Origin of the sequence: Streptomyces sp. yr375 (assembly GCF_900110755.1) — a bacterium.
GTDB lineage: Bacteria > Actinomycetota > Actinomycetes > Streptomycetales > Streptomycetaceae > Streptomyces.
Genome location: NZ_FOFF01000029.1, coordinates 18,839 through 40,537 on the forward strand (window position 1 = coordinate 18,839; position 21,699 = coordinate 40,537).

General features: G+C 73.7%; 7 protein-coding genes. 3 read left to right on the forward strand and 4 right to left on the reverse strand.

Annotation, left to right across the window (positions count from 1 at the left end):
• Positions 1–22: 22 nt before the first annotated feature.
• From BMZ82_RS25360 to BMZ82_RS25370, 3 genes are all read left to right on the forward strand, one after another.
• Complete coding sequence (locus BMZ82_RS25360) at positions 23–14,794, forward strand: type I polyketide synthase (protein ID WP_093779647.1); 14,772 nt, start codon at positions 23–25, stop codon at positions 14,792–14,794.
• 86 nt (positions 14,795–14,880) lie between these two features.
• The gene (locus BMZ82_RS25365; protein ID WP_093779649.1) at positions 14,881–17,178 is read left to right on the forward strand and encodes a thioester reductase domain-containing protein; all 2,298 of its coding nucleotides are present in this window, start codon (positions 14,881–14,883) and stop codon (positions 17,176–17,178) included.
• A complete protein-coding gene (locus BMZ82_RS25370; protein ID WP_256252095.1) occupies positions 17,175–18,320 on the forward strand; it encodes an alpha/beta hydrolase in 1,146 nt (381 codons plus the stop codon). The genes BMZ82_RS25365 and BMZ82_RS25370 overlap by 4 nt, the downstream gene beginning before the upstream one ends.
• 32 nt (positions 18,321–18,352) lie before the next feature.
• Here the strand turns inward: BMZ82_RS25370 and BMZ82_RS25375 are convergent, their stop codons facing one another.
• The 4 genes from BMZ82_RS25375 to BMZ82_RS25390 all read right to left on the reverse strand — a co-directional run bounded on the left by BMZ82_RS25375 (position 18,353) and on the right by BMZ82_RS25390 (position 21,695).
• Positions 18,353–19,465 carry a cytochrome P450 gene (locus tag BMZ82_RS25375; RefSeq protein ID WP_256252096.1) on the reverse strand — a complete coding sequence of 371 codons (1,113 nt, stop codon included), beginning with the start codon at positions 19,463–19,465 and terminating at the stop codon, positions 18,353–18,355.
• A 276-nt stretch (positions 19,466–19,741) separates the two neighbouring features.
• Entirely contained in the window at positions 19,742–20,806 is a 1,065-nt protein-coding gene (locus tag BMZ82_RS25380) for a C45 family autoproteolytic acyltransferase/hydrolase (RefSeq protein WP_256252097.1), read from the reverse strand.
• A complete protein-coding gene (locus tag BMZ82_RS25385; RefSeq protein WP_093779735.1) occupies positions 20,803–21,417 on the reverse strand; it encodes a GNAT family N-acetyltransferase in 615 nt (204 codons plus the stop codon). Before BMZ82_RS25385 ends, BMZ82_RS25380 begins: the two co-directional genes overlap by 4 nt.
• Before the next feature lie 5 nt (positions 21,418–21,422).
• A complete protein-coding gene (locus BMZ82_RS25390; protein ID WP_093779653.1) occupies positions 21,423–21,695 on the reverse strand; it encodes a hypothetical protein in 273 nt (90 codons plus the stop codon).
• Positions 21,696–21,699 lie beyond the last annotated feature (4 nt).

Consider the following 21,699-nt stretch of genomic DNA (forward strand, 5'->3'; position numbering starts at 1 on the left):
GTTCACGAGGAACGCCTTCCAGATGTCTGCGCCCGAAGCCCGTACGCCCTCCCCCGCACCGACCCCGACGACCGCCGAGGACGTGTCCGGCTGGCTCGCGGCGGCCGTCGCCGAGCAGGCGGCGCTCCACCCCGACGCCGTCGACCTGGACCGTCCGATCGCCGAACTCGGCCTGGGATCACGCCAGTTGGTCACCCTGGCCGCAGGCCTCTCCGAGCTGCTCGGCCGCCCGCTCGACCCGTCGCTCCTCTACAACCACCCCACCATCGCGGCCATCGCCGAGGCCGTCTTCGACGACGGCCCGGCCGGGGCCGAGGTGGGCGTGCGGGCGGGCATGAGGTCGGCGCAGGCGGGCGGCGCGTCCGTCGTCGCGGACGACATCGCGATCGTATCCATGGCCTGCCGGTTCCCCGGCGGCGCGGACGACCCCGAGCGCCTGTGGGGGTTGCTGGCCGCCGGCGTGGACGTCATCTCCGAGGCACCGGTGGGGCGTTGGGACACCCGGGGGCTGTACGACCCCGACCCGGAGGCCACCGGGAAGGCGTACAGCCTGCGCGGCGGCTACCTCGCCGACGTCGACGGTTTCGACGCCGCGTTCTTCGGGATCTCGGCCCGCGAAGCCGCCGCGATGGACCCCCAGCAGCGGCTGCTGCTCCAGACGTCCTGGGAGGCGATCGAGCGCGCCGGCATCGTCCCCGAAACGCTCAACGGCAGCTCCACGGGCGTCTACGTAGGCCTGTACGACAGCGGATATCTGGCGGCGGCCGGGCTGGACCAGCTCGACGGGCACGTGGGTACGGGCTCGGCGTCCAGTGTGGCGTCCGGCCGGATCGCGTACACGCTGGGTCTCCAGGGACCGGCCGTGACCGTGGACACCGCCTGCTCGTCGTCGCTCGTAGCGCTGCATCTGGCCGCGCGGGCGCTGGCCGCCGGTGAGTGCGATCTCGCGCTGGCGGGCGGCGCGTCGCTGCTGGTCTCGGCGCGCGGCCACGTCGAGTTCAGCAGGCTGCGCGGGCTGTCGCCGTCCGGGCGGTGCAGCCCGTTCTCGACCGACGCGGACGGGGTGGTGTGGGCCGAGGGGTGCGGTCTCGTGCTGCTCAAGCGGCTGGGCGACGCGCGGCGGGACGGCGATCGCGTGCTCGCGGTCGTCAAGGGCTCCGCGATCAACCAGGACGGCCGCAGTCAGGGGCTCAGCGCCCCCAACGGCCTTGCCCAGGAACGGGTGTTGCGCGCTGCCCTCGACGCCGCCGGGCTCGCCCCGGACGACGTGGACTACGTCGAGGCGCACGGCACCGGTACGAAGCTCGGCGACCCCATCGAGGGCCGGGCGCTCGCCGCGGTCTTCGGGCCGGGCCGTTCCGCCCAACTCCCGCTCGGTGTGGGCTCGATGAAGTCCAACCTCGGGCACACCGGAGCGGCGGCGGGCATCGGCGGGGTCATCAAGACCGTGCTGGCCCTCGGCAAGGAGTCCCTCCCGCCGTCCCTGCACGCCGAGACCCCGACCGACCACGTCGACTGGGCCAACAGCGGCCTGCGCGTGCAGAGTTGCGCGCAGCCCTGGCCGCGCGACGAGGCCCGGGTGCGCCGGGCGGGCGTCAGCGCCTTCGGCATCAGCGGGACGAACGCGCACGTGGTGCTGGAGGAAGCGCCGCAGGATCTGGCGGAGGCCGATCAGCCGGTGGCCGGGGCGGGGGAACCGGCCGTCGGCGAGCAGCCCGGCACCCCGCCGCCCGCCGCGTTCCTCTTCCCACTCTCCGCCCGTACCCTTCCCGCCCTGCGCGGGCAGGCCGCCCGGCTGCGGGACGCGCTCGCCGCCGAACCCCGGCCGTCGCTCCCTGCAGTGGCCGCGACGCTGGGCCGGCGTCGTACGCACTTCGAGCAGCGGGCCGTCGTCCAGGCGGCTCACGCCGATGAACTGCTGGCCGCTCTCAACGACTTGGCCGAAGCCCGGTCCGACACGGGCTCGGAGTCGGTGGTCGGGCCCGGTCGGGTGCTCCCGCCCGGCAAGGTGGCGTTCGTGTTTCCCGGGCAGGGGTCCCAGTGGGCCGGGATGGCCCGCGACCTGCTCGACCGCTCCCCCGTGTTCGCGGACGAACTCGACCGCTGCGACGCCGCCCTGCGCCCCTTCACCGGCTGGTCGGTGACGCGGGTCCTGCGCGGCGACGCCGCCGCCCCGCCGCTGGACCGGGTCGACGTCGTGCAGCCGGTGCTGTTCGCCGTGATGGTGTCGCTGGCCGCCGTGTGGCGCTCGCGCGGGGTACGTCCGGACGCGGTGATCGGGCACAGTCAGGGCGAGGTGGCCGCCGCCTGTGTCGCCGGGGCGCTGAGCCTCAGCGACGCGGCGGCCGTGGTCGCCCTGCGCAGCCAGGCCCTGACCGGCTTGGCAGGCACCGGCACCATGGCCGTCGTGGCCCTGCCGCACGACGAAGTCACGGCGCTCCTCGCCGAGTTCGGCGGCCGGGTCTCCGTCGCCGCCGTCAACAGCGGCCGGTCGACAGTGATCGCCGGTGCCGTGGAGCCGCTGGAGGCCCTGCTCGCCGACCTCGACCGGCAGCAGGTGTTCGTCCGCCGCATCGACGTCGACTACGCCTCGCACAGTGCCCAGGTCGAGCCGGTCCGCGAGACGCTCCTCGCCGAACTCGACGGCGTGCTGACCACCCCGACCCCGGTCGCCTGGTACTCGACGGTCTCCGGGGAGCCGGTGACCGAGGAGCTGGAGGCCGACTACTGGTACCGCAACCTGCGCGAACCGGTCCGCTTCGCCCCCACCGTGGAGCGCATGATCGCCGACGGCCATAACTGCTTCGTCGAACTCAGCCCGCACCCCGCCCTCCTCACCGCCCTGCGGACCATCGCCGAGGACGCCGCGGACGCCGCGGACGCCGTGGACGCCCAGAGCGCCGACCGGGAACTGGTCGTGGTCGGTTCGCTGCGCCGGGACGAGGACGGGTCGGCCTGTCTGGACCGCGCCGCCGCCGAACTCCACGTCCACGGACGGCCGGTGGACTGGCGTCGGCTGGTCGCCGACGGCCCGGCGGCCAACCTCCCGACGTACGCGTTCCAGCACACCCGGTACTGGCTGGACGCCACGGCCGCCGGCGGCCCGAACGTCACCGGGGCCGGTCTTGAGGACACCGGGCACGCCCTGCTGACCGCCGCGGCCATGGTCGCCGGGACCGAACAGTGCCTGCTCAGCGGGCTGTTGTCGGCCGAGACGCAGCCCTGGCTGACCGACCACACGGTCCACGGCGAGGTCCTGCTCCCCGGTACGGCCTTCGCGGAGATGGCGATCCGCGCCGGTGACCGGGTCGGCTGCCCGGTCGTCGAGGAACTGACCCTGCACACCCCGCTGCGGCTCGCCCCCGGCGACGCCGTACGGATCCAGGTGTGGGCGGAGGCCCCCGACCCGGACGGCCGCCGCGCCCTCACCGTCTCCTCCTGCCCCGACACCCCGGACCGCGCCCGGACCTGGACCCGCCACGCCTCCGGCACCCTGGCCCCCGCCGCCGTATCGGAGACAGCGACCGACGATCTGCGTCAGTGGCCGCCGTCCGATGCCCTGCCGGTCCCCGTCGACGACCTGTACGACCGGTTCCGCGCGGCCGGTTACGGCTACGGACCCGCCTTCCAGGGGGTGCGCTCCGTCTGGCGGTCGGGCGACGGCGACCTCTACGCCGAGGTCGCGCTCCCCGAACAGGTGGACGGCGTCGACCGCTTCGGCCTGCACCCCGCGCTCCTCGACGCGGCCCTGCACGCACTGCGGGTGGGACACCACGACGACGACACCCGCGTCATGCTGCCGTTCAGTTGGTCCGGCGTCCGGCTGCACGCGACGGGCGCGACCCGGCTGCGGCTGCGGCTACGCCGCACCGGCCCCGACGAGATCGACCTCCTCGCCGCCGACCCCACGGGCGCGCCCGTGCTCACGGCCGACGCGCTCACCCTGCGGGAACTGACCACGGACGGCCCCCTGCCCGCCCGCCTCGACTCGCTGTACGAGGTGAAGTGGACGGCCGTACAGCCGGCCGCCCCGGAAGAAGCCGCCGCCCCGGATACGACTGCCTCGGCGGCGACGGTCCTCACCTCCCCCACCCTCACCGAGGCGCTGTCCGCCGTGCAGTCCTGCCTCGCCGCCGACACCCGGCTGCTGCTGGTCACCCGGGGCGCGGTCACCACCGGTCCCGGCGACCGGGCCCCCGACCCGGCCCAGGCCGCCGTATGGGGACTGGTGCGGTCGGCCCAGTCGGAGCACCCCGGCCGGTTCGTGCTCGTCGACGTGGACGACGACGAGCAGGGCGCGGCGGAGTCGGCGCTCGCTGCCGCCCTTGCCACAGGCGAGCCTCAACTCGCCGTGCGCGGCGGTGAGTTGTTCGCGCCGCGGATGGCCGCCCTGAGTGGGCGCGGAATGCTCGTACCCCCGGCCGACGGATCGTCGTCCTGGCGGCTCCAGGCCACCGGCGGCGCGTCGCCGGACGCCCTGGCGCTCGTACCGTACGAGACCGCCGACCGGCCCCTGGCCGCGCACGAGGTCCGTATCGCCGTACGCGCCGCAGGTCTGAGCCTGCACGACGTGGCGATCACCCTCGCCGAGGCCGAGACCGAGGCCGGGGCCGAGGACGGCCAGGACACGGCCCTCGGCCGGGAGGCCGCGGGCATCGTCACGGAGACCGGCCCGGACGTCACCGACCTCGCGCCCGGTGACCGGGTCATGGGCCTGGTGCCCGCGCACGCCTTCGCCCCGTCGGCCGTGGCCGATCACCGCACGCTGGCCCCGATCCCCGTCGGCTGGACGTTCGCGCGGGCGGCGTCGGTGCCGCTGGCGTACCTGACCGCGTACCACGGCCTGGTGGACGTGGCCGGTCTCCGGGCCGGTGAGTCCGTACGGATCCATGCGGCCGATGACGGGGTGGGTACGGCGGCTGCGCAGCTCGCCCGGCATCTCGGGGCCGAGCCGCGGCTCGTGTCCTCGCGTACCCCGGCCGACGGCGGCCGACTCGTGGAACTCGGCGTGGCGGACGTCCTGGAGGCGTCGCCCGAGCGCGTCCGGGAGATGCTCGCCGAGGTGCTGCGGCTGTTCGGCGAGGGCGTGTTGACGCCGTTGCCGCTCGCGGTGTGGGACGTGCGCGGCGCGCCGGAGGCGTTCCGGCACGCGAACCGGGCGGGTCGGTTCGGCAAGGTCGTGCTCACGATCCCCGCCGCGCTCGATCCGCGGGGCACCGTACTGATCACCGGCGCGACCGGCACCCTGGGCCGGCTCACCGCCCGCCATCTGGTGACGCGGCACGGCGTCCGGCATCTGCTGCTCGTCGGACGGCGGGGCGCGGCGGCCGACGGCATGCCCGAACTCACCACGGAACTCAGCGCACTTGGGGCCACGGTGTCCGTGGTGGCCGGTGACGTCGCCGACCGGGACGCGGTCGCCGCGATCCTCGCGGGCATACCCGGCGACCACCCGCTGACGGCGGTGTTCCACGCGGCCGGCGTCCTCGACGACGGCGTGATCGAGCACCTCACCCCGGACCGTCTGGCGGCGGTGACGGGCCCCAAGTCGGACGCCGCGCTGGTGCTGCACGAGCTGACCGCCGGTCTCGACCTCGCGCAGTTCGTGCTGTTCTCGTCGCTGGCCGGGGTGATCGGCAACGCCGGCCAGGCCAACTACGCGGCCGCGAACGCCGCGTTGGACGCCCTCGCGCAGCGGCGGCGGGCGGCCGGTCTGCCCGCGCTGTCGCTGGCCTGGGGCCTGTGGGCCCCGACCGGCGGCATGACCGGGCACCTCGGCGAGGCGGAGCTGCGCCGCCTGGCCCGGGCCGGCACCGGCGCGCTCACCGCCGAAGAGGGCCTGGCGCTCCTCGACTCCGCCCTCGACACCGGCCTCGCGGCCGTGATCCCCGTCAAGCTCGACACCAGCCGCTTCACCGGCCCCGCCGTCCCGCCCCTGCTGCGCGGCCTCGCCCCCGCGCCCGCCCCGGTCCGCCGCACCGCGCACACGGACCAGCCGACCGAGGGGACGCTCGTCGACCGGCTGGACCGGCTGCCCGAGCCCGAACGGGCCGAGCAGATCATGGCGTTGGTCCGCGAGGAGGTCAGCGGCGTACTGGAGCTGGGCACCGCCGACCCGGTCCGCCCCGACCTGCCGCTGCGCGAGCTCGGCCTCGACTCGCTCCTCGCCGTCGAACTGCGCAACCGCCTCAGCGCCCGCCTCGGCCGCAAGCTCCCGGCGACACTGCTCTTCGACCACCCGACGCCGGCCCGACTGGCCCAGTATCTGCTGGGCACCCTCCCGGCCACGGCCTCGCACGCCGTACGCCCCCGTACAACAACCCACGCACCGCCTGCCGTTGGGACGGCGGCTTCGGCGACGACGACCGACGAGCCGGTGGCCGTGGTCTCCATGGCCTGCCGGCTGCCCGGCGGTGTCAGCGACCCCGACGGGCTGTGGCGGCTGGTCGCGGAGGGCCGGGACGCGGTGGGCCCGTTCCCGGCGGAGCGCTGGGACGTGGACACGCTGTACGACCCGGACCCGGACGCGCTCGGCAAGTCGTACGGCCAAGAGGGCGGTTTCCTGGACGGGATCGAGTCCTTCGACGCGGCGTTCTTCGGGATCACCCCGAAGGAGGCGGCGGCCATGGATCCGCAGCAGCGGCTGCTCCTGGAGACGGCGTGGGAAGCGCTGGAGCGCGCCGGGATCGTGCCCGCCGACCTGGCGGGCAGCACCACCGGCGTCTACATCGGCATGTTCGGCAGCGAGTACCTGGCCGGTTCGCGGCTCGACCAGTTCAACGGCTACGTCGGCACGGGCTCCGCGCTGAGTGTGGCGTCGGGCCGCCTCGCGTACTCCCTGGGCCTGCACGGTCCGGCGCTGACGGTGGACACGGCGTGCTCGTCGTCGCTGGTGGCGCTGCATCTGGCGGCGCAGGCGCTGCGCTCCGGCGAATGCGATCTGGCGCTGACCGGCGGTGTGACGCTGATGGTCACGCCGCAGATCTTCGTCGAGTTCAGCCGGCTGCGCGGGCTGTCCCCGTCGGGCCGTTGCCGGTCCTTCTCGGACGAGGCTGACGGTGCCGTGTGGGGCGAGGGCGTCGGGATGATCGTCCTGAAGCGGCTCAGCGACGCGCGGCGGGACGGTGACGAGGTGCTGGCCGTGCTGCGCGGCACGGCCGTCAACCAGGACGGCCGCAGCCAGGGGCTCAGCGCCCCGTACGGTCCGGCTCAAGTGCAGGTCATCCGGCGGGCGTTGGAGCAGTCCGGGCTGACGCCCGACGACATCGACTTCGTCGAGGCGCACGGTACGGGCACCACCCTGGGCGACCCGATCGAGGCGAACGCCCTGGCGGAGGTGTTCGACAGCGACCTTCGCGAGAGCCGTCCGCTGTACGTGGGCTCGCTGAAGTCCAACATCGGCCATATCCAGGCGGCTTCGGGCGTCGCCGGGCTGATCAAGGTCGTCGAGTCGCTGCGGCACGAGACCCTGCCGAGGACGCTGCACGCGGACACGCCGAGCCGGCACGTCGACTGGGAGCAGAGCGGGCTGCGGCTGCTCCAGGAACCGGCCGCCTGGCCTGCGGAGGCGGTCGCGGAGGGCGGACGGGTCCGGCGCGCCGGGCTCAGCGCCTTCGGGATCAGCGGCACCAACGCCCATGTGATCGTGGAGGAGGCTCCGCCGGCCGCACCCGCTTCGGAGTCGGCAACGGAACCGGGGTCGGCACCTGGGTCGGCACCTGGGCTGTTCGTGCTCTCCGCCCGCAGCGACACCGCCCTCCAAGCGCAGGCGGGACGGCTGGCCGAGCATGTCACCGTCGCCGGTGCCGAACTGCCCCTCGCGGACGTGGCGTTCACGCTGGCCCGGCACCGCAGTGGTTTCGCGCGGCGCGCGGCCGTCGTCGCGGCCGACCGGGACGAACTCCTCGCGGGCCTCGAAGCGTTGGCGAACCGGCAGGCCCAACTGGCCTCGCCACGAGACGACATGACGGGCAAGGTCGCGTACGTGTTCTCCGGGCACGGTGGCCAATGGGCGGGCATGGCCCTGGAGTTGGCGGCCGATTCGAAGGTGTTCCGGGCGGAGCTGGACCGGATCGACGAGGCGGTGCGGCGACAGGCCGGCTGGTCGGTCGTCGACGTCCTGGGCTCGGCGCAGGCCGAGGCCGACTTCGACCGTGCCTTCGGCCGCACCGAGGTGCTCCAGCCGGTGCTGTTCGCGGTGAACGCCGCGCTGGCCGCCGTATGGCGCGCCCTCGGCGTCGCTCCGGACGCGGTCGTCGGGCACAGCCTGGGCGAGATCGCCGCCGCCTATGCGGCGGGCGCGCTGTCGCTGGACGACGCGGTCGCCGTGGTCACCCGGCGGGCCGCCGCCGTGGCCCCGCTGGTGGGGCAGGGCGGGATGCTGGCGCTGGACCGCCCGCGGGCCGAAGTGGCGGAACTGCTCCGCCCGTACGAGGGTCGGTTGTTCGTCGGGGCGGTCAACAGCCCTGATTCCACGGCGGTTTCCGGCGACGTCGACGCGTTGGCGGAGCTGCGCCGGTCCTGCGAGGAGCGGGGCGTCAAGGTCCATGGACTGAGCACCCCGTTCGCCTCGCACAGCCCCCATATGGCCGCCGTTCGCACGGAGTTGACGGCGGCGCTCGCCGACGTCACCGCCTCCCGGGCGCACACCCCGCTGTACTCGTCGGTGCTGGCGGAGCCGGTTCCCGGCGATCTGCTGGACGCGGACTACTGGTACGCCAACCTGAGCGAACCGGTGCGGTTCGCCGACACCGTCCGACGCCTGCTGGACGACGGCTACCGGTACTTCGTCGAGCTGAGCCCGCATCCGTCGCTGGCCGCGTCGATCGAGGCGGTCGCCGCCGCGGCGGGCGTGGACGCGGTCACGGTCGGCTCGCTGCGCCGCGACGGCGGCAGCCTGCCGGACCTGCTGCGCCAGACCGGCCGGCTGTACACGGCCGGGCACACCCCGGACTGGTCCGTCATGTTCCCCACCGGCCACCGCGCCGACCTGCCCACCTACCCCTTCGCCCCCGAACGGCACTGGACGGACCTGGCTCCCGCCCTGACCGCCGGGTCCAGTGGCGCACCCCTCGTCGACACGCACGTCGAGCCGAGCGACGAACCCGACCGGCACGTCTTCCAGACGGTGATCGACCTGCGCGACGCCCGCTTCGGCTATCTCGCCGACCACCGGGTCTCCGGTGAGGTCTGGTTGCCGGCCGCCGCGTTCCTGGAGATGGCGCTCGAAGCGGCGGCCACGCTCCAGGACGGCGGCGAACTGCGCCTGGCCGACGTCGGGTTCATGGAGCCGCTGCGGCTGGACGCCGACCGACCGGTCCAACTCCAGTTGATCCTGCGACCGGAGAAGGCAGAGAAGGCAGAGGCGGCAGAGACGGGACAGGACGGTCTGCGCGGCTTCACCATCGCCTCCCGCCCGTCCGCACCGGCCGGGGTCCGCCGGCCCGGCCCGTGGACCCCGCACGTCACCGGCCGCGTCGGCCCGGCCCCCGCAGACAGTCCCACGACCACCGCAGACCTCGCTGACTTCCCGGGGCTGGCCCCGGCCGCCCTGCGGGAGCAGTGCGCCGACTCCGTCGAGACGTCCGCCGTCTACGCCCGCTTCACCGCCGCCGGTCTCGACTACGGCCCCGCTTTCCGCCGTCTCCTGGACGGCCGTGCCGCGCCCCGGCAGGCCCTGGCCCGCCTCGCCGAACGGCCGCTCGACGGGCACCTCGTGCACCCCGCGCTACTCGACGCCGCGTTCCATGTGATGGCGCTGCCCGGCGACACACCGTCCGGCAGGCCGTTCGTGCCCGCCGGGTTCGAGCGGCTCCGCTTCACCGGCCTCGGCACCGCACCGGTCTGGACGGCCTGCCGGCTGCGCGCCGTGGACGGCGACAGCGTCACCCTGGACGTCTCCCTGCTGGACAAGGAGGAGCGCCCGGTCCTGGAGATCGAGGGCTTCCGGCTGGCGTCGCTGTCCCCGCTGGACCACGCCCTCTTCGAGGTCCGCTGGCAGCCCCGCCCCGCCGCCCAGGAGCCGCCGACCCGCGGCCCGTGGCTGATCGTCGCCGACGAGACCGGCGTCGCCGCCGAACTCTCCGCCCGGCTGGGCGAGTTGCCGCACGTCGTGGCCCGCAGGGGTACGGCGTTCACGGCCGAGGCACCCGGCCGCTACGTCCTCGACCCGGTGAACCCCGAGCACGTGTCTCGCCTGCTGGACGAGGCGTTCCCGGACGCCGGACAGAGTGGCGGGCAGAACGGCGGACTGCCCGAGCGGGTGGTCCTGCTGTCCGCGCTCGACGCCCCGGCCGTCGACGCGGCCGACACGGCGGCGGAGGCGGCCCGGCTGGCCGTCCTGGGCACCCTGCACCTCGTGCGGGCGCTCGCCGAACGCCCGCGCGGCCGTTCGCCCCGCCTGTTCGTGGTCGCACGCGGCAGCCAGGCCGCCGGTGACAGCACGCAAGTGACCTCCCCGCAGCAGGCCCTGGCCTGGGGCTTCGGCCTCGCGGTGGCCCAGGAGTACCCGGAACTGTCGACCACGCTGATCGACCTGCCGTCCGACGGCACGACGGACAGCGGTATCGACGCCCTGTGGACACAGCTCCGGCACGCGGACGACGAACGCCTCGTCGCCCTGCGCGACACCGGCCGCCTGGTACCGCGCCTGGCCCCCACCCGCCCCGACGCCGACACCGACGGTGACGGTGACGGTGACGGCGGCAGCAACAGCAAGGCGACACCGATCCGCCCGGACGGCGCGTATCTCGTCACCGGTGGTCTGGGCGGGCTCGGCCGGGTCGTCGCCGAGCGGCTGGTCCGGCGCGGTGTCCGCCGTCTGGCCCTGCTGAGCCGGGGTACGCCCGCGCCGGAGGCGGCGCGCTGGATCGCGGCCCTCGAACAGCGCGGCGTCCTCGTGCACCTGGCCCGCGCCGACGTAGCCGACCGCGACAGTCTCACCGCCGCGCTGGCCGCCACCCGCACCCGGCTCGGCCCGATCGCCGGCGTCGTACACGCGGCCGGTGTCCTGGACGACGCCACCGTGCCCAATCTGACCGACGAGCGGGTCCTGCGGGTCCTCGCGCCCAAGGTCCTGGGCACCGCCCTGCTCACCGAACTGATCCCGGAGGCCGAGACCCTCGTCCTCTTCTCCTCCGTGGCGGGTCTGCTCGGCTCGCCCGGCCAGAGCCCCTACTCGGCGGCGAACGCCTTCCTCGACGCCTGGGCACACCACCTCTCCCGCACCGGACGCCCCGCGCTCAGCCTCGACTGGGGCGCGTGGACCGGCGTCGGCATGGTCGCCGAGTCCGACACCCGGGCCGCCTCGACCAGCCGGTCCGGTCTGAAGGGCTTCTCCCCCGAGGACGGCGGCGAGCTGTTCGAGCGGGTCCTGAACTCCACCCGCCGCCAACTCGCCCCCGTCGCCCTGGACTGGGAGACCCTCGCCCTCGACCCGGACCTGATCCGGACCCGCCCGATCCTCGGCGACGTCGTCACCGTCTCCACCGGCGACGCCACCGGCTCGGACCACCTGGCGGAGAGGGTGTTCGCGGCCACGACGGACCAGGACCGCGCCGTACGCCTCGAGGCGTACGTGGCGGCCAGGGTCGCGGAGGTCGCGGGCGGGGCCGCGGAACCGTCCCCGACCACCGCCCTCAAGCAACTGGGCCTGGACTCCCTCATGTTGGTCAGGCTGCGCAACGTCTTCGCCCGCGAACTGGGCGTCCATCTGCCCGCCGAGGCCGTGTTCGGGTCCGCCGACATCCGCACTCTCGCCCGTACCGTGGGCGAGGCCCTGCCGGAGCGCACCGGCCCGGCGGAGACGAGCGGCCCGGCGGCCGCCCCCGAAACCCCCGCCCCCGAAGTCGCCGCGACCGAACTGCGCCCCGCGACCCGGGACGTCGTACGCCTGCTGCGCACCGCCCAGCAGGGCGTCCCGAGCGCCGCGCACGCCATCGGCATGGCCGTCCGCCTCGCCACGCCCACCACCGCCGAGGCGCTGACGGCGATCCTGGCCCGGCTGGCCGGACGCCACGCGGCGCTGCGCACGGCGATCGTCACCGGCCCGCAGGGCGAACGCCAACTGCGGGTGGACCGCGACCCGGCGGGCCCGCTGCTGCGCTGGACGCCGGTGGACACCGTCGTCACCGGTGCGCTGGACGCCGGTGAGCGGCTGCGGGAGCTGCTGGAGCCCCCGTTCGACCTCACCGTCCCCGCACTCTGGCGTTTCGAGCTGCTCGACGGCGGTCACGGCGGCGATGACAGCAACGGCGGCGGCCAGATCCTGGTCTTCGGCGGCCACCACGCGGTGAGCGACCTCCAGTCGCTGCTGCTCGTCGCGGCCGAGATCGACGCCGAACTGTCCGGCACCCCGCTGCCCGGCACCGTCACCAACCGCGACCTGGACCTCCTCATCGAGGCCCAGCAGACACCACCGGCCGGGGCCGCCGATGGCCAGGCCGCTGCCGCTGCCACTGCCGCCGCCGAGTGGCGCGCGGCCTTCGAAGGCAGCTCGCGCCTCGACCTGGAACTGTCCCGGCCACGCCCGCAGACCCGTTCCTTCCGGGCCGGCAGCGTGACCGTGGCGATCCCCGACGGGCTCATGGAGCGCGTGTCGGAGCGGGCGAGCCGGCTCGCGATCACGCCCGCCGCGTTCTGCCTGGGCACCCTGACCGTGCTCCTCGCGCGCAGGCGGCAGCAGGAGCGGTTCGTGCTCGCCGTCCCCGTGGACACCCGCATCCACGCCGACGCCTACGACGCGGTCGGCTTCTTCGGAGTGCCGGTGCCGTTCCCGGCGCAGGCACTCGGCGACGAACCCGTCGAGGAGGTGCTGCGCCGCACGGACGGCCGGCTGAACCGGGTCCTCGCGCGGGGCGCGATGTTCTCCGACGTGCTGCCCACCCTCGCCCGCCAGGGCCTGCACCGGCCGGCCGCGCCGCTCGTCGAGGTGTACTTCAACTTCGTACGGGCGGCGGGCGGCGGCCGGCTCGAGAACCTCGCCGTCCTGCCGGTCGGGACGGGCTACTCCGACCTCGACCTGATGATCACGATGTTCCCGGACGGGCGCTGGATCCGCTTCGACCACAACCTCGACATCCTCGACGCGGCGGCCACCGCCGAACTGGGCGAGGACTTCGTGCGCCTGCTCACGGAGACGGTCGACGACCCCACCGCCCCCGTCCGCCCGACACCGCCCCCGAGCCCGCCCGTCGGACTCGAACGCGGACTCGGACTCGCCCTCGCCGCCACCTTCGCGCTGGGCAACCTCCCCCTGATGTGCGAGGCGGCGCTGAGTGACGGGGCACCGGGCGACGCCTCCGTGACGGTCGCGGAAGCCCCGTACCACCAGGTGCTGGCGAGCCTGCACGACCCCGCCGGGGTCTTCGCCGACCCGTCGGCGGCGGTGGGCGTCGTCCTGCTGCGGGCGACGGACCTGGAGCGCTTCGGCCCGGTCGACGACACGCTCCTCGCCGACCTGCGCACCCAGTACCCGGCGGCCCTGCGCTCCCTGGCCGAACGCACCCGCAAGCCCCTGATCGTCGGCTTCCCGCCCACCGCCGCCCCGGACGAGCGCCTGGCCCGCTGGGAACAGGACGTCGCCGACGAGCTGGCGGAGACGCCCGGCATCGCGGTGCTGCGCCCCGGCGACTGGACCCGGCACCACACCGTGGAGGAGCCCTTCGACACCGGCACCGACCGGCTCGCCCACCTCCCCTTCAGCCCGCCCTTCCAGGCGGCGGTGGCCCTGACCCTGGCGGAGGCGGTACGAGCGGTACGGCGTCCCGTGCCGAAGGTCATCGCGGTGGACGGCGACGAGACCCTGTGGGGCGGAGTCGCCGGCGAGATCGGCCCGGAGGCCGTGGACCTGACCGGCCCCCGCGCGCTCCTGGCCCGCCGGTTGCTCCAGTGGCGGGCGGCGGGCGTCCTGCTGGCCCTCGTCAGCAACAACGACGAGGCCACGGTACGGGCCGTCCTCGACCGTCCGGACAGCCTGCTCAAGGCGGAGCACTTCAGCGCGTTCTCCGCGACCTGGGGTCCCAAGTCGGGCCGGCTGGCGCGGGCGGCGCGGGACCTCAACGTCGGCGTGGACAGCTTCCTGTTCCTGGACGACAACCCCGTCGAGATCGCGGGCGTGCGCGCCGCGCTGCCCGAGGTGCTGTCCGTGACCTGCCCGCCCGCGTCCGAACTGACCGAGTTCCTCGGCCGGTTGTGGCCGCTGGTGCCGCCGGCGGGCACGGCGGAGGACTCGTTGCGGGCGGGCTTCTACGCGCAGGAGCGGGAGCGCGACGCGGCCCGCGAGGAGAACGGCTTCGAGGAGTTCCTCGCCGAATTGAAGCTGGAGGTCGACATCCGTGAGGTCACGGAGGACGACGTCCAGCGGGCCGAGCAACTCGTGCGCCGCACCAACCAGTTCACGATGCGGGCCCGTTCGGAGGACGGCCTCGACGTGGCGCGGTGGCGGGAGTCCGGCGAGGTCTGGACGGCGGCGGCCCGGGACCGGTTCGGCGACTACGGGCAGATCGCCCTCCTCGCCGTCCGCCGCGACGGCGACCAACTCGACGTCCTGGCCTGGTCGATGAGCTGCCGGGCGCTCGGCCGAGGCGTCGAGGAACGGCTGCTGGGGTGGCTGGCCGACCGCGCCGGGGAACTCGGCTGCTCGAAGATCCGCCTGTCGGCCGAACGCACCCCGCGCAACGTACCGGCCCGCCGGCTGCTCGCCGCCCTCGGCGGCGGCGACGCGGACGACGAGAGCCTCGGCCTCGTGGCGACACCGGACCACCTGCGGACGTTCCGCTCCTGGCAGCAGCAGTAACCGCAGCGGTATCCGCAGCGGTATCCGCGGCAGTGACCCAACCGATGACGAACAGTGAAGGAAGAACACACCGTGAAGAGCGCACCATGCGTGAGGTGAACGATGGCGAGTCCATCGAGCGGGGCGGCAACGGCCTCAGCGTGACCGACCTCCTGGCCAAGGTCATGGCCACACCCACGTCAGAGCCGCCCGCCCACCCGGCCGCACACCCGGCCGTGCGGACCCCGCGGACCGTGGACGGTCTGGCCGCCGCCATCGCCGCCGAGGCGGGCCGCTACGTACCCGACGGGCACCTGTCACCCGACACGGACTTCTTCGACGCGGGCGGAACCTCCGTCCACGCGGTGGAACTCGTCGCCACGCTCGAACGCGAACTGGGCATGGAGATCGCCCTCGACGACGTGTTCGCCGACGCCCGCCCCCGCACCCTCGCCACCCGCTGGCTGGGCACCACGGCACCCCCCGCCACAACACCCGCCCCCGCCGCGCCCCTCCCGGTCCCCCGCACCCAGGCGGCCCCCGCTTCCCCCGTCACCACGGCCCGCGCCGAGGATCTGGACCAGATCCTCGCCGACCTCTCCCTCGCCGACCGGCTCCCGTGGACCGACGTCCCCGAGCCGCTGCCGCCCACCCGGATCCTGCTGACCGGCGCGACCGGCTTCCTCGGCGGCCACATGCTGCTGGACCTGCTGCGGCACAGCGACGCGCACGTCTACTGCCTGGTCCGCGCCGCCGACGAGGAGGCGGCGCTCGCCCGGCTCGGCGAGGCGCTGCGCAGCTACGAGCTGCCGTGGTCCGCCGAGATCCGCCGCCGGGTGACCGTCCTGCCCGGCGACATCCGCCGCCCGCACCTCGGTCTCTCCGACGAGGTGTGGAACACCCTCGCCCACGAGCTGGACAGCGTCGTCGGCGTGGCCGCGGCCGTGGACTTCCTGCGCGGCTACCAGTCGCTGCGGCAGAGCAACGTCCTCGGCGCGCTGACCCTGGCCGAACTGGCGTCGACCGGCCGCCCCAAGCCGCTGCACCACATCTCGTCCATCGCCGTCTTCAACGAGGTCGGCATCACCGCGATGGGCGAGGACGACCCGCTCGCCCACGCGGACCGCCTCATCTCCGGTTACGACCAGACGAAGTGGGCGGCGGAGGTCGCCCTGCGCCGGGCCCGCGACCACGGTCTGGTGGTCAGCGCGATGCGGCCGGGCGGCATCGGCGGGCACACCGTCACCGGCGCGTTCAACTCCCAGGACCTGAGCAGCGGTCTGATCTCGGCGTTCGCCCGCTTCCGCACCGTGCCCGCCTTCCGCTACCTGAACGCGGCCCCCGTCGACTGGGTGAGCCGCGTCGCGGTCGCCGTCGTCTGCGAACCGGACGCCTGGGGTTACGACTACAACCTCACCGGTGTGCCCAACACGCTGGACGACGTCGTACAGGACATGGCGCTCGGCGGGATGAACGTGCGCGTCCAGGACTGGGACGAGTGGCGCGTCGACGCGCTGGCCCGTCTCCAGGCCGAGCCCGTCCCCGAACTGGGCTTCCTCACCCGGGTGTTGGAGAGCCCCACGGCGCTGAAGCTGTGCGAGGCCACGCTGAAGGGACCGGCGGCCACCGACGAGCGCACCGCCGCGCTGGTCGAGGCGCTGGAACTTCCGGCCGCGGCCCGCTACGACACCCAGGCCCAGCTCAGGACGTTCGAGCGGCTGGCGAGCACGGGTCTGTCCCGGCTGCCGCACAAGGACGACCAGCCGTACCTGTGGTTCTCGGAGACGACCGAGGGCACGGTCGGGGCGGTCGGCCCGGCCGGCGAACCCGCCCCCGCCACCGTCCCCTGCTCGATGGCTCTCACGCTCTCGATCGCGAGCATGTACCAGCTGGTGAAGGACCGCCGGATCGACGTCGCCGGGGAGCTGACCTGTCCGGCCCTGCACGCCGAACCGCTCGTGATCCAGCACGGGGACATCTGGGTCCGCCCGGAGGAGGGCATCCCGTTGGAGGACGGGCTGCGCCACCAACTCCTGCTCTACCGGCTGTGGTTGCGCGACGCCGACGGCGGCACCTGGTGGCTGGAGGGCCGTAAGTTCGCCCGCGCCCGGCGCGACCTGTGGCGGCAGACCCGCGCGCTGAGCGTCGAGATCGGCCCGGAGGGCGAGCCCGCGCGGTACGCGGGTGAGGTCGTCGTCCCCGCCGACAGCTACGTACGCGACCAGATCGACGGCATCAGGGTCGACCCGCGGCTCACCGGCCGGGAGAAGCGGGCCGCGAAGCTGACCTGGCTGGCCTGGTTCGGCATGGAAATGGGCCGCGGCATGCTCGGTCCCTTCACCCGCGCCGCGGCGGACCTGCTCGACCTGCGCCGCAACCCCACCCTTACGGAGCGCAACCGATGATGTTCGGCAGGACCACCAAGTCCACCAAGACAGGGCGGCCGGCGCTGCGCAAGGTCCGCACGGGCGCCACCCTGCGTCCCCTGTACCACCGGCTCGACCCCGCGGCCGTCGAGGAGATCCCGTTCCACACCTCGGACGGCGTCCGGCTCGGCCTCACCCGCATCAGGACCGGCGAGGAGGACCGCCCCGCCGTCCTGCTGCTGCACGGACACACCGCGTCCGCCGACATGTTCCTGCTGCCCGAGACCCGCAACCTGGTCGACAGCCTCCTGGACGACGGCTACGAGCCGTGGCTCCTGGACTGGCGGGGCAGTTGCCGGCTGCCGTACAACGAGACCGGCAGGAAGTACACGTACGACGACGTCGCCCTGTACGACATCCCCGAGGCCGTCGCCCATATCCGGCAACGCATCGGTGAGCGGCCGCTGTTCGTCGTCGCGCACTGCATCGGCTCGCTGACGCTGTCGATGAGCATGACGGCGGGCCTGGTGCCGGGGCTCGCGGGCGTGGTCTCGCAGGGCGTGTTCCTGACGCCGAAGCTCGGCGGGCGTACGTCGCTGGCGATGTCGGTGGCGAACGAGCTGCTGAAGAACCGGATGGACCATGTGCCGGTCGACTTCCGCAAGGTCGGCTTCCGGTCCAAGTACACCCCGCTGTTCGCGCTGGCCTCCCGCAAGGCGGACTGCCCGGACCCGACGTGCCAGATGCTGCACAACTCGGCCTGGGGCATGGGTGCTTCGCTCTTCGTCCACAGCCATCTGTCCGAGACGACCCATCACCGGCTCACCGAGCTGCTCGGCCCGGCGCCGCTGTGGATCGTGCCGCATCTGCGCCGGATCGAGCTGGCCCGGAGTGTGGTGCGCTGGCACGACACCGACCACCGCTACCGGTCGCTGCCGCAAAACGCCCTGGACGCGGCGGCCCGCATCGACACCCCGGTGCTGCTCCTGGCCGGCAGTGCGAACGGCCTGTGGCTGGACTCCCAGAAGCTCTGCCACGACGTCCTCACCCACCGCCAGCCCCAACTGGACGTCACCTACCGGGAGATCCCCGGTTACGGCCATCTGGACACGTTCATCGGACGAGGCGCCGCCCTCGACGTGTTCGGCCACATCCTGGACTTCCTGGCCGAACACCGCTGACGACGCCGTCCGCAGGCTCCTTCCCGGCTACCTCACCAGGTGGCGGGGAGGGTCTGCGGGCTGCGGGTGAGCAGCCCCTGCCGCCAGTCGATGTCCTCGGTGGCGACGGCGAGCCGCAGTTCGGGCAGCCGCTGGGGCAGCTTGTGCAGGGCGAGTTCCATCTCCATCTTGGCGAGCCACGCGCCCAGGCAGTAGTGCGGGCCGGCCCCGAAGGCCAGATGCATGGTGCCCGGCGGGCTGAACGGCTGGTCGCGCCAGTCCTGCGGATACACCTCGGGGTCCACGCTGGCGGTCATCGTGTCCGCCGCGACCACGCTGCCCGCCGGGATCAACACCCCGCCGATCTCGACGTCTTCCGTGGCCCGCCGCAGGAACCCCGGAAGCACGTCCAGGTCACTGATCGGAATGCCCCGCAGCAACTGATCGACGGCGGCCGGGGCCTTGGCTTCGTCCCGGCCCAACTCGAGCCAGGTGTCGCGCCCTTCGGTCAGCAGATAGACCAGGGTGTTGCCGAGCACGGTGGTGGTGACCTCGTGCCCGGCGATCACGAGCAGGACGACCAGCCCGACGATCTTCTCCTCGGTCATCTCACCGTCCTGGTCGGCGGCTTGGATGAGCGAGCTGACCAGGTCCTCGCCGGGACGGGCGCGCCGCTCCACCAGCAGCTCGCCGCCGAAGGCGACGAAGTCGGCGAGGGCGTCCTGCACGTCCTGGGACGGGAAGGCCGTGGTGGCGAAGGCGTGGTCGCCCCAGTAGGCGAGCCGCTTGTGGTCGAGATCGTCGAGCCCCATGAGCCGACTGAACACCGCGACGGGCAACGCCCGCGCGAAGCCCTCGACGAGGTCCACCGGCCGATCCCCCTCGACCAGCCGGTCGATCAACTCGTCGACCACCGAGGCGACCCACGGCCGCCACCGCGCGATGGCCCGGGGAGTGAACGCCCGACTGACGGTCCGCCGCAGCCGCTGATGCTCGACGCCGTCGGTGTTGTTGAGAACGTCGGGGTTGTCCATCAGATTCGGATACGGCGTCAGCGCCGGCGCGTCGGCGTCATAGAGATGGGCCCGGTTCAACCGGGAGTCGGCGAGCATCTGCCGCACATCCGCGTGCCGCTGCACCACCCACACCGGCGTCCCCGTCCGCAACGCGGAAAGAAACGGCGGCCCGAGCACCCCCTTGCCCCGCGGACAGTGCATCGGCACCAACGGCACCCCACCTATCCCACCACTGCTCTCCACAGACGATCTCCCTCCAGCCAATCAACTCAGCGCCAGAACAACGCCGTTGACCATTTTCGCATTGCCGCGCACGGGAGGAGCGGGGGCCGCCCGGGTTGCGTCACCCGACCGCCGTCAGCGGCCCACCGGCCCGGGCGCGGTGACGCGTCCGGGCCGGAGCGGGGGCCGTTGGCATTCATCGGGTCAGAGGCGGAAGACCTCGGTGGTCGACAGGGCCGGGTCGCCTCGGCGTACGTGGAGTTCGCCTCGGGTCGGCAGCATGACGACCGCGGCGACCGTCCGCTCGCGCCGGATGTCGCCGCTGTCCGGGACCCGGATCGGCGGCTCGGCGAGGACGGCGAAGTGCTTCTCCGGGTCGGCGTCGACGGGGAGCGCCGCGAGGCCCGCCGTGGCGGCGTCGAGCCGCCGCAGGGAGGAGTTGCGGGCGAAGATGTTGATCTGGTCCGCCGCCGTGAAATCGGGGTGCAGGTAGTGGTTGGTGTGGACCAGGGTCGCCGCCTCGCGGGTCCGGTACTCGCCCTCGAGGTGCTCCACCCACACCGCCCGGCGGGCGTCGCACAGCGTCAGCACCCGGGAGCTGGTCAGGGGCAGGTCGGACAGGACGGCCAGGGCCTCGTCCACACTGCCCGCCGTGTCGAGCAGGTGGCGGACCGCGAGGTACGGCGACAGGCCCTCGTACGTCCAGTCCCCGCCCAGGACGAGGTTGATGCCGACGGCGAGGCCGTCGCTGTTGAGGCCGAGATAGCCGAGCAGCCCGCCGAAGCTGAGCACCAGCGAGCGGCGCTTCGTGCCGGCCCGCGCCACGTCGAGTACGGCGATGTGGTCGTCCAGGTCGCCGTTGAGGTCGACGCTCTGGGCCAGCACGGGGTGTCCGTCGGCGGCCGGCCCGGTCCGGGCGTACGTCGTGCAGTCGCCCGTCGTCGGCACCGGAACCCTGCGGTAGCCCATGATCTCCCGGCGCAGTTGGAGCAGCCAGGCCTCGGACTCGTCGAGGCCCGCGCCCGCCGCGAGCCCCCGGACCTCCTCGGCCAGCTCCGGCGCCGCCGCCGCGACCGACGCCCGGTGGGCGGCGATCGCGGGCAGCAGCCCGGCCAGGGTGACCGGGGGTTCCATGACCCGGCCGAGCCGGGCGAGGGAGTCGCCGAGGAAGGCGCGCAGGGGGGCGGCGAGGCGTTCACCGTGGGCGCGTCCGGCGGCGAACGGGTCTCCGTGGACGGGTACGAGGGGAATGCCCGCGCCGCCGGTCACCGGACGGCGTCCAGCCGGGACACCTTGGGTCCGGCCGCCAACTGCCGCTTCACCTCGGGCCATTCGGGGCGCAGGACGCTGTAGAAGACGGCGTCCCTGCGCCGCCCGCCGGGCATGTAGTTGAAGCTGCGCAGGGTGCCCTCCTCCGTGGCGCCGATGTTCCGCAGCCCCTGCCGGGCCTGGACGTTGAGCTCGTCGGTCTTGAACTCGACGCGCTCGGCCCCCATCCGCTCGAAGGCGTGCTCCAACAGCAAATATTTCGCCCAGCGGTTGACGCCCTTGCCCTGGAAGTCGACGCCGAGCCAGGACCAGCCGATCTCCAGCCGGGCGTCGGCCTCGGCCATGTTGCCGTAGCTCATGCTGCCGGCGACCCGGCCGGTGCGCAGGTCGGTGATGACGTGGACGGCGCGGCGGCCGGCCGCGTGGTCGGCGAGGGTGGCGTCGAAGAACGTCTCGAAGTCGGCGTCGGTCTCGATGAGGGAGACGAAGTAGCGCCAGATCTCCGGGGCCATGGCGACCGCGCGGATCGCCTCCCGGTCCTCGGGAGTGACCGGGGTGAGCCGGACGTGGTCGTTCGCCAGCGTGGTGGCCGCGCTCTCGGACCAGTTCATGCTGTTCACACCGCCTTCGTGGAGTGCCGGGACAGAGCCGCCACGACATCGCCCAGGGTGCGCATGTCGGCGAGGTCGTGCTCGGTGAAGCTACCCAGGTCGACGCCGGTGTCCTGGCAGACCGAGGTGAGGAAGAGCACCTTGTTGAGCGACGTCAGGCCGTAGACGTCGGTCATGTCCGCGTTCAGGTCCAGGGTGTCGGGGGCCGGGTCCTCGACCAGCACGGTCGCCAGGTTCTCGCGGGCGGCCTGCTCGATGTGCTGAACTGCCTCGGGCATGGAC

Coding starts and splice junctions, on each gene's coding strand:
- BMZ82_RS25360 (WP_093779647.1), top strand. CDS start 23: ATGTCTGCGCCCGAAGCCCGTACGCCCTCCCCCGCACCGACCCCGACG.
- BMZ82_RS25365 (WP_093779649.1), top strand. CDS start 14,881: ATGCGTGAGGTGAACGATGGCGAGTCCATCGAGCGGGGCGGCAACGGC.
- BMZ82_RS25370 (WP_256252095.1), top strand. CDS start 17,175: ATGATGTTCGGCAGGACCACCAAGTCCACCAAGACAGGGCGGCCGGCG.
- BMZ82_RS25385 (WP_093779735.1), bottom strand. CDS start 21,417: ATGAACTGGTCCGAGAGCGCGGCCACCACGCTGGCGAACGACCACGTC.
- BMZ82_RS25390 (WP_093779653.1), bottom strand. CDS start 21,695: ATGCCCGAGGCAGTTCAGCACATCGAGCAGGCCGCCCGCGAGAACCTG.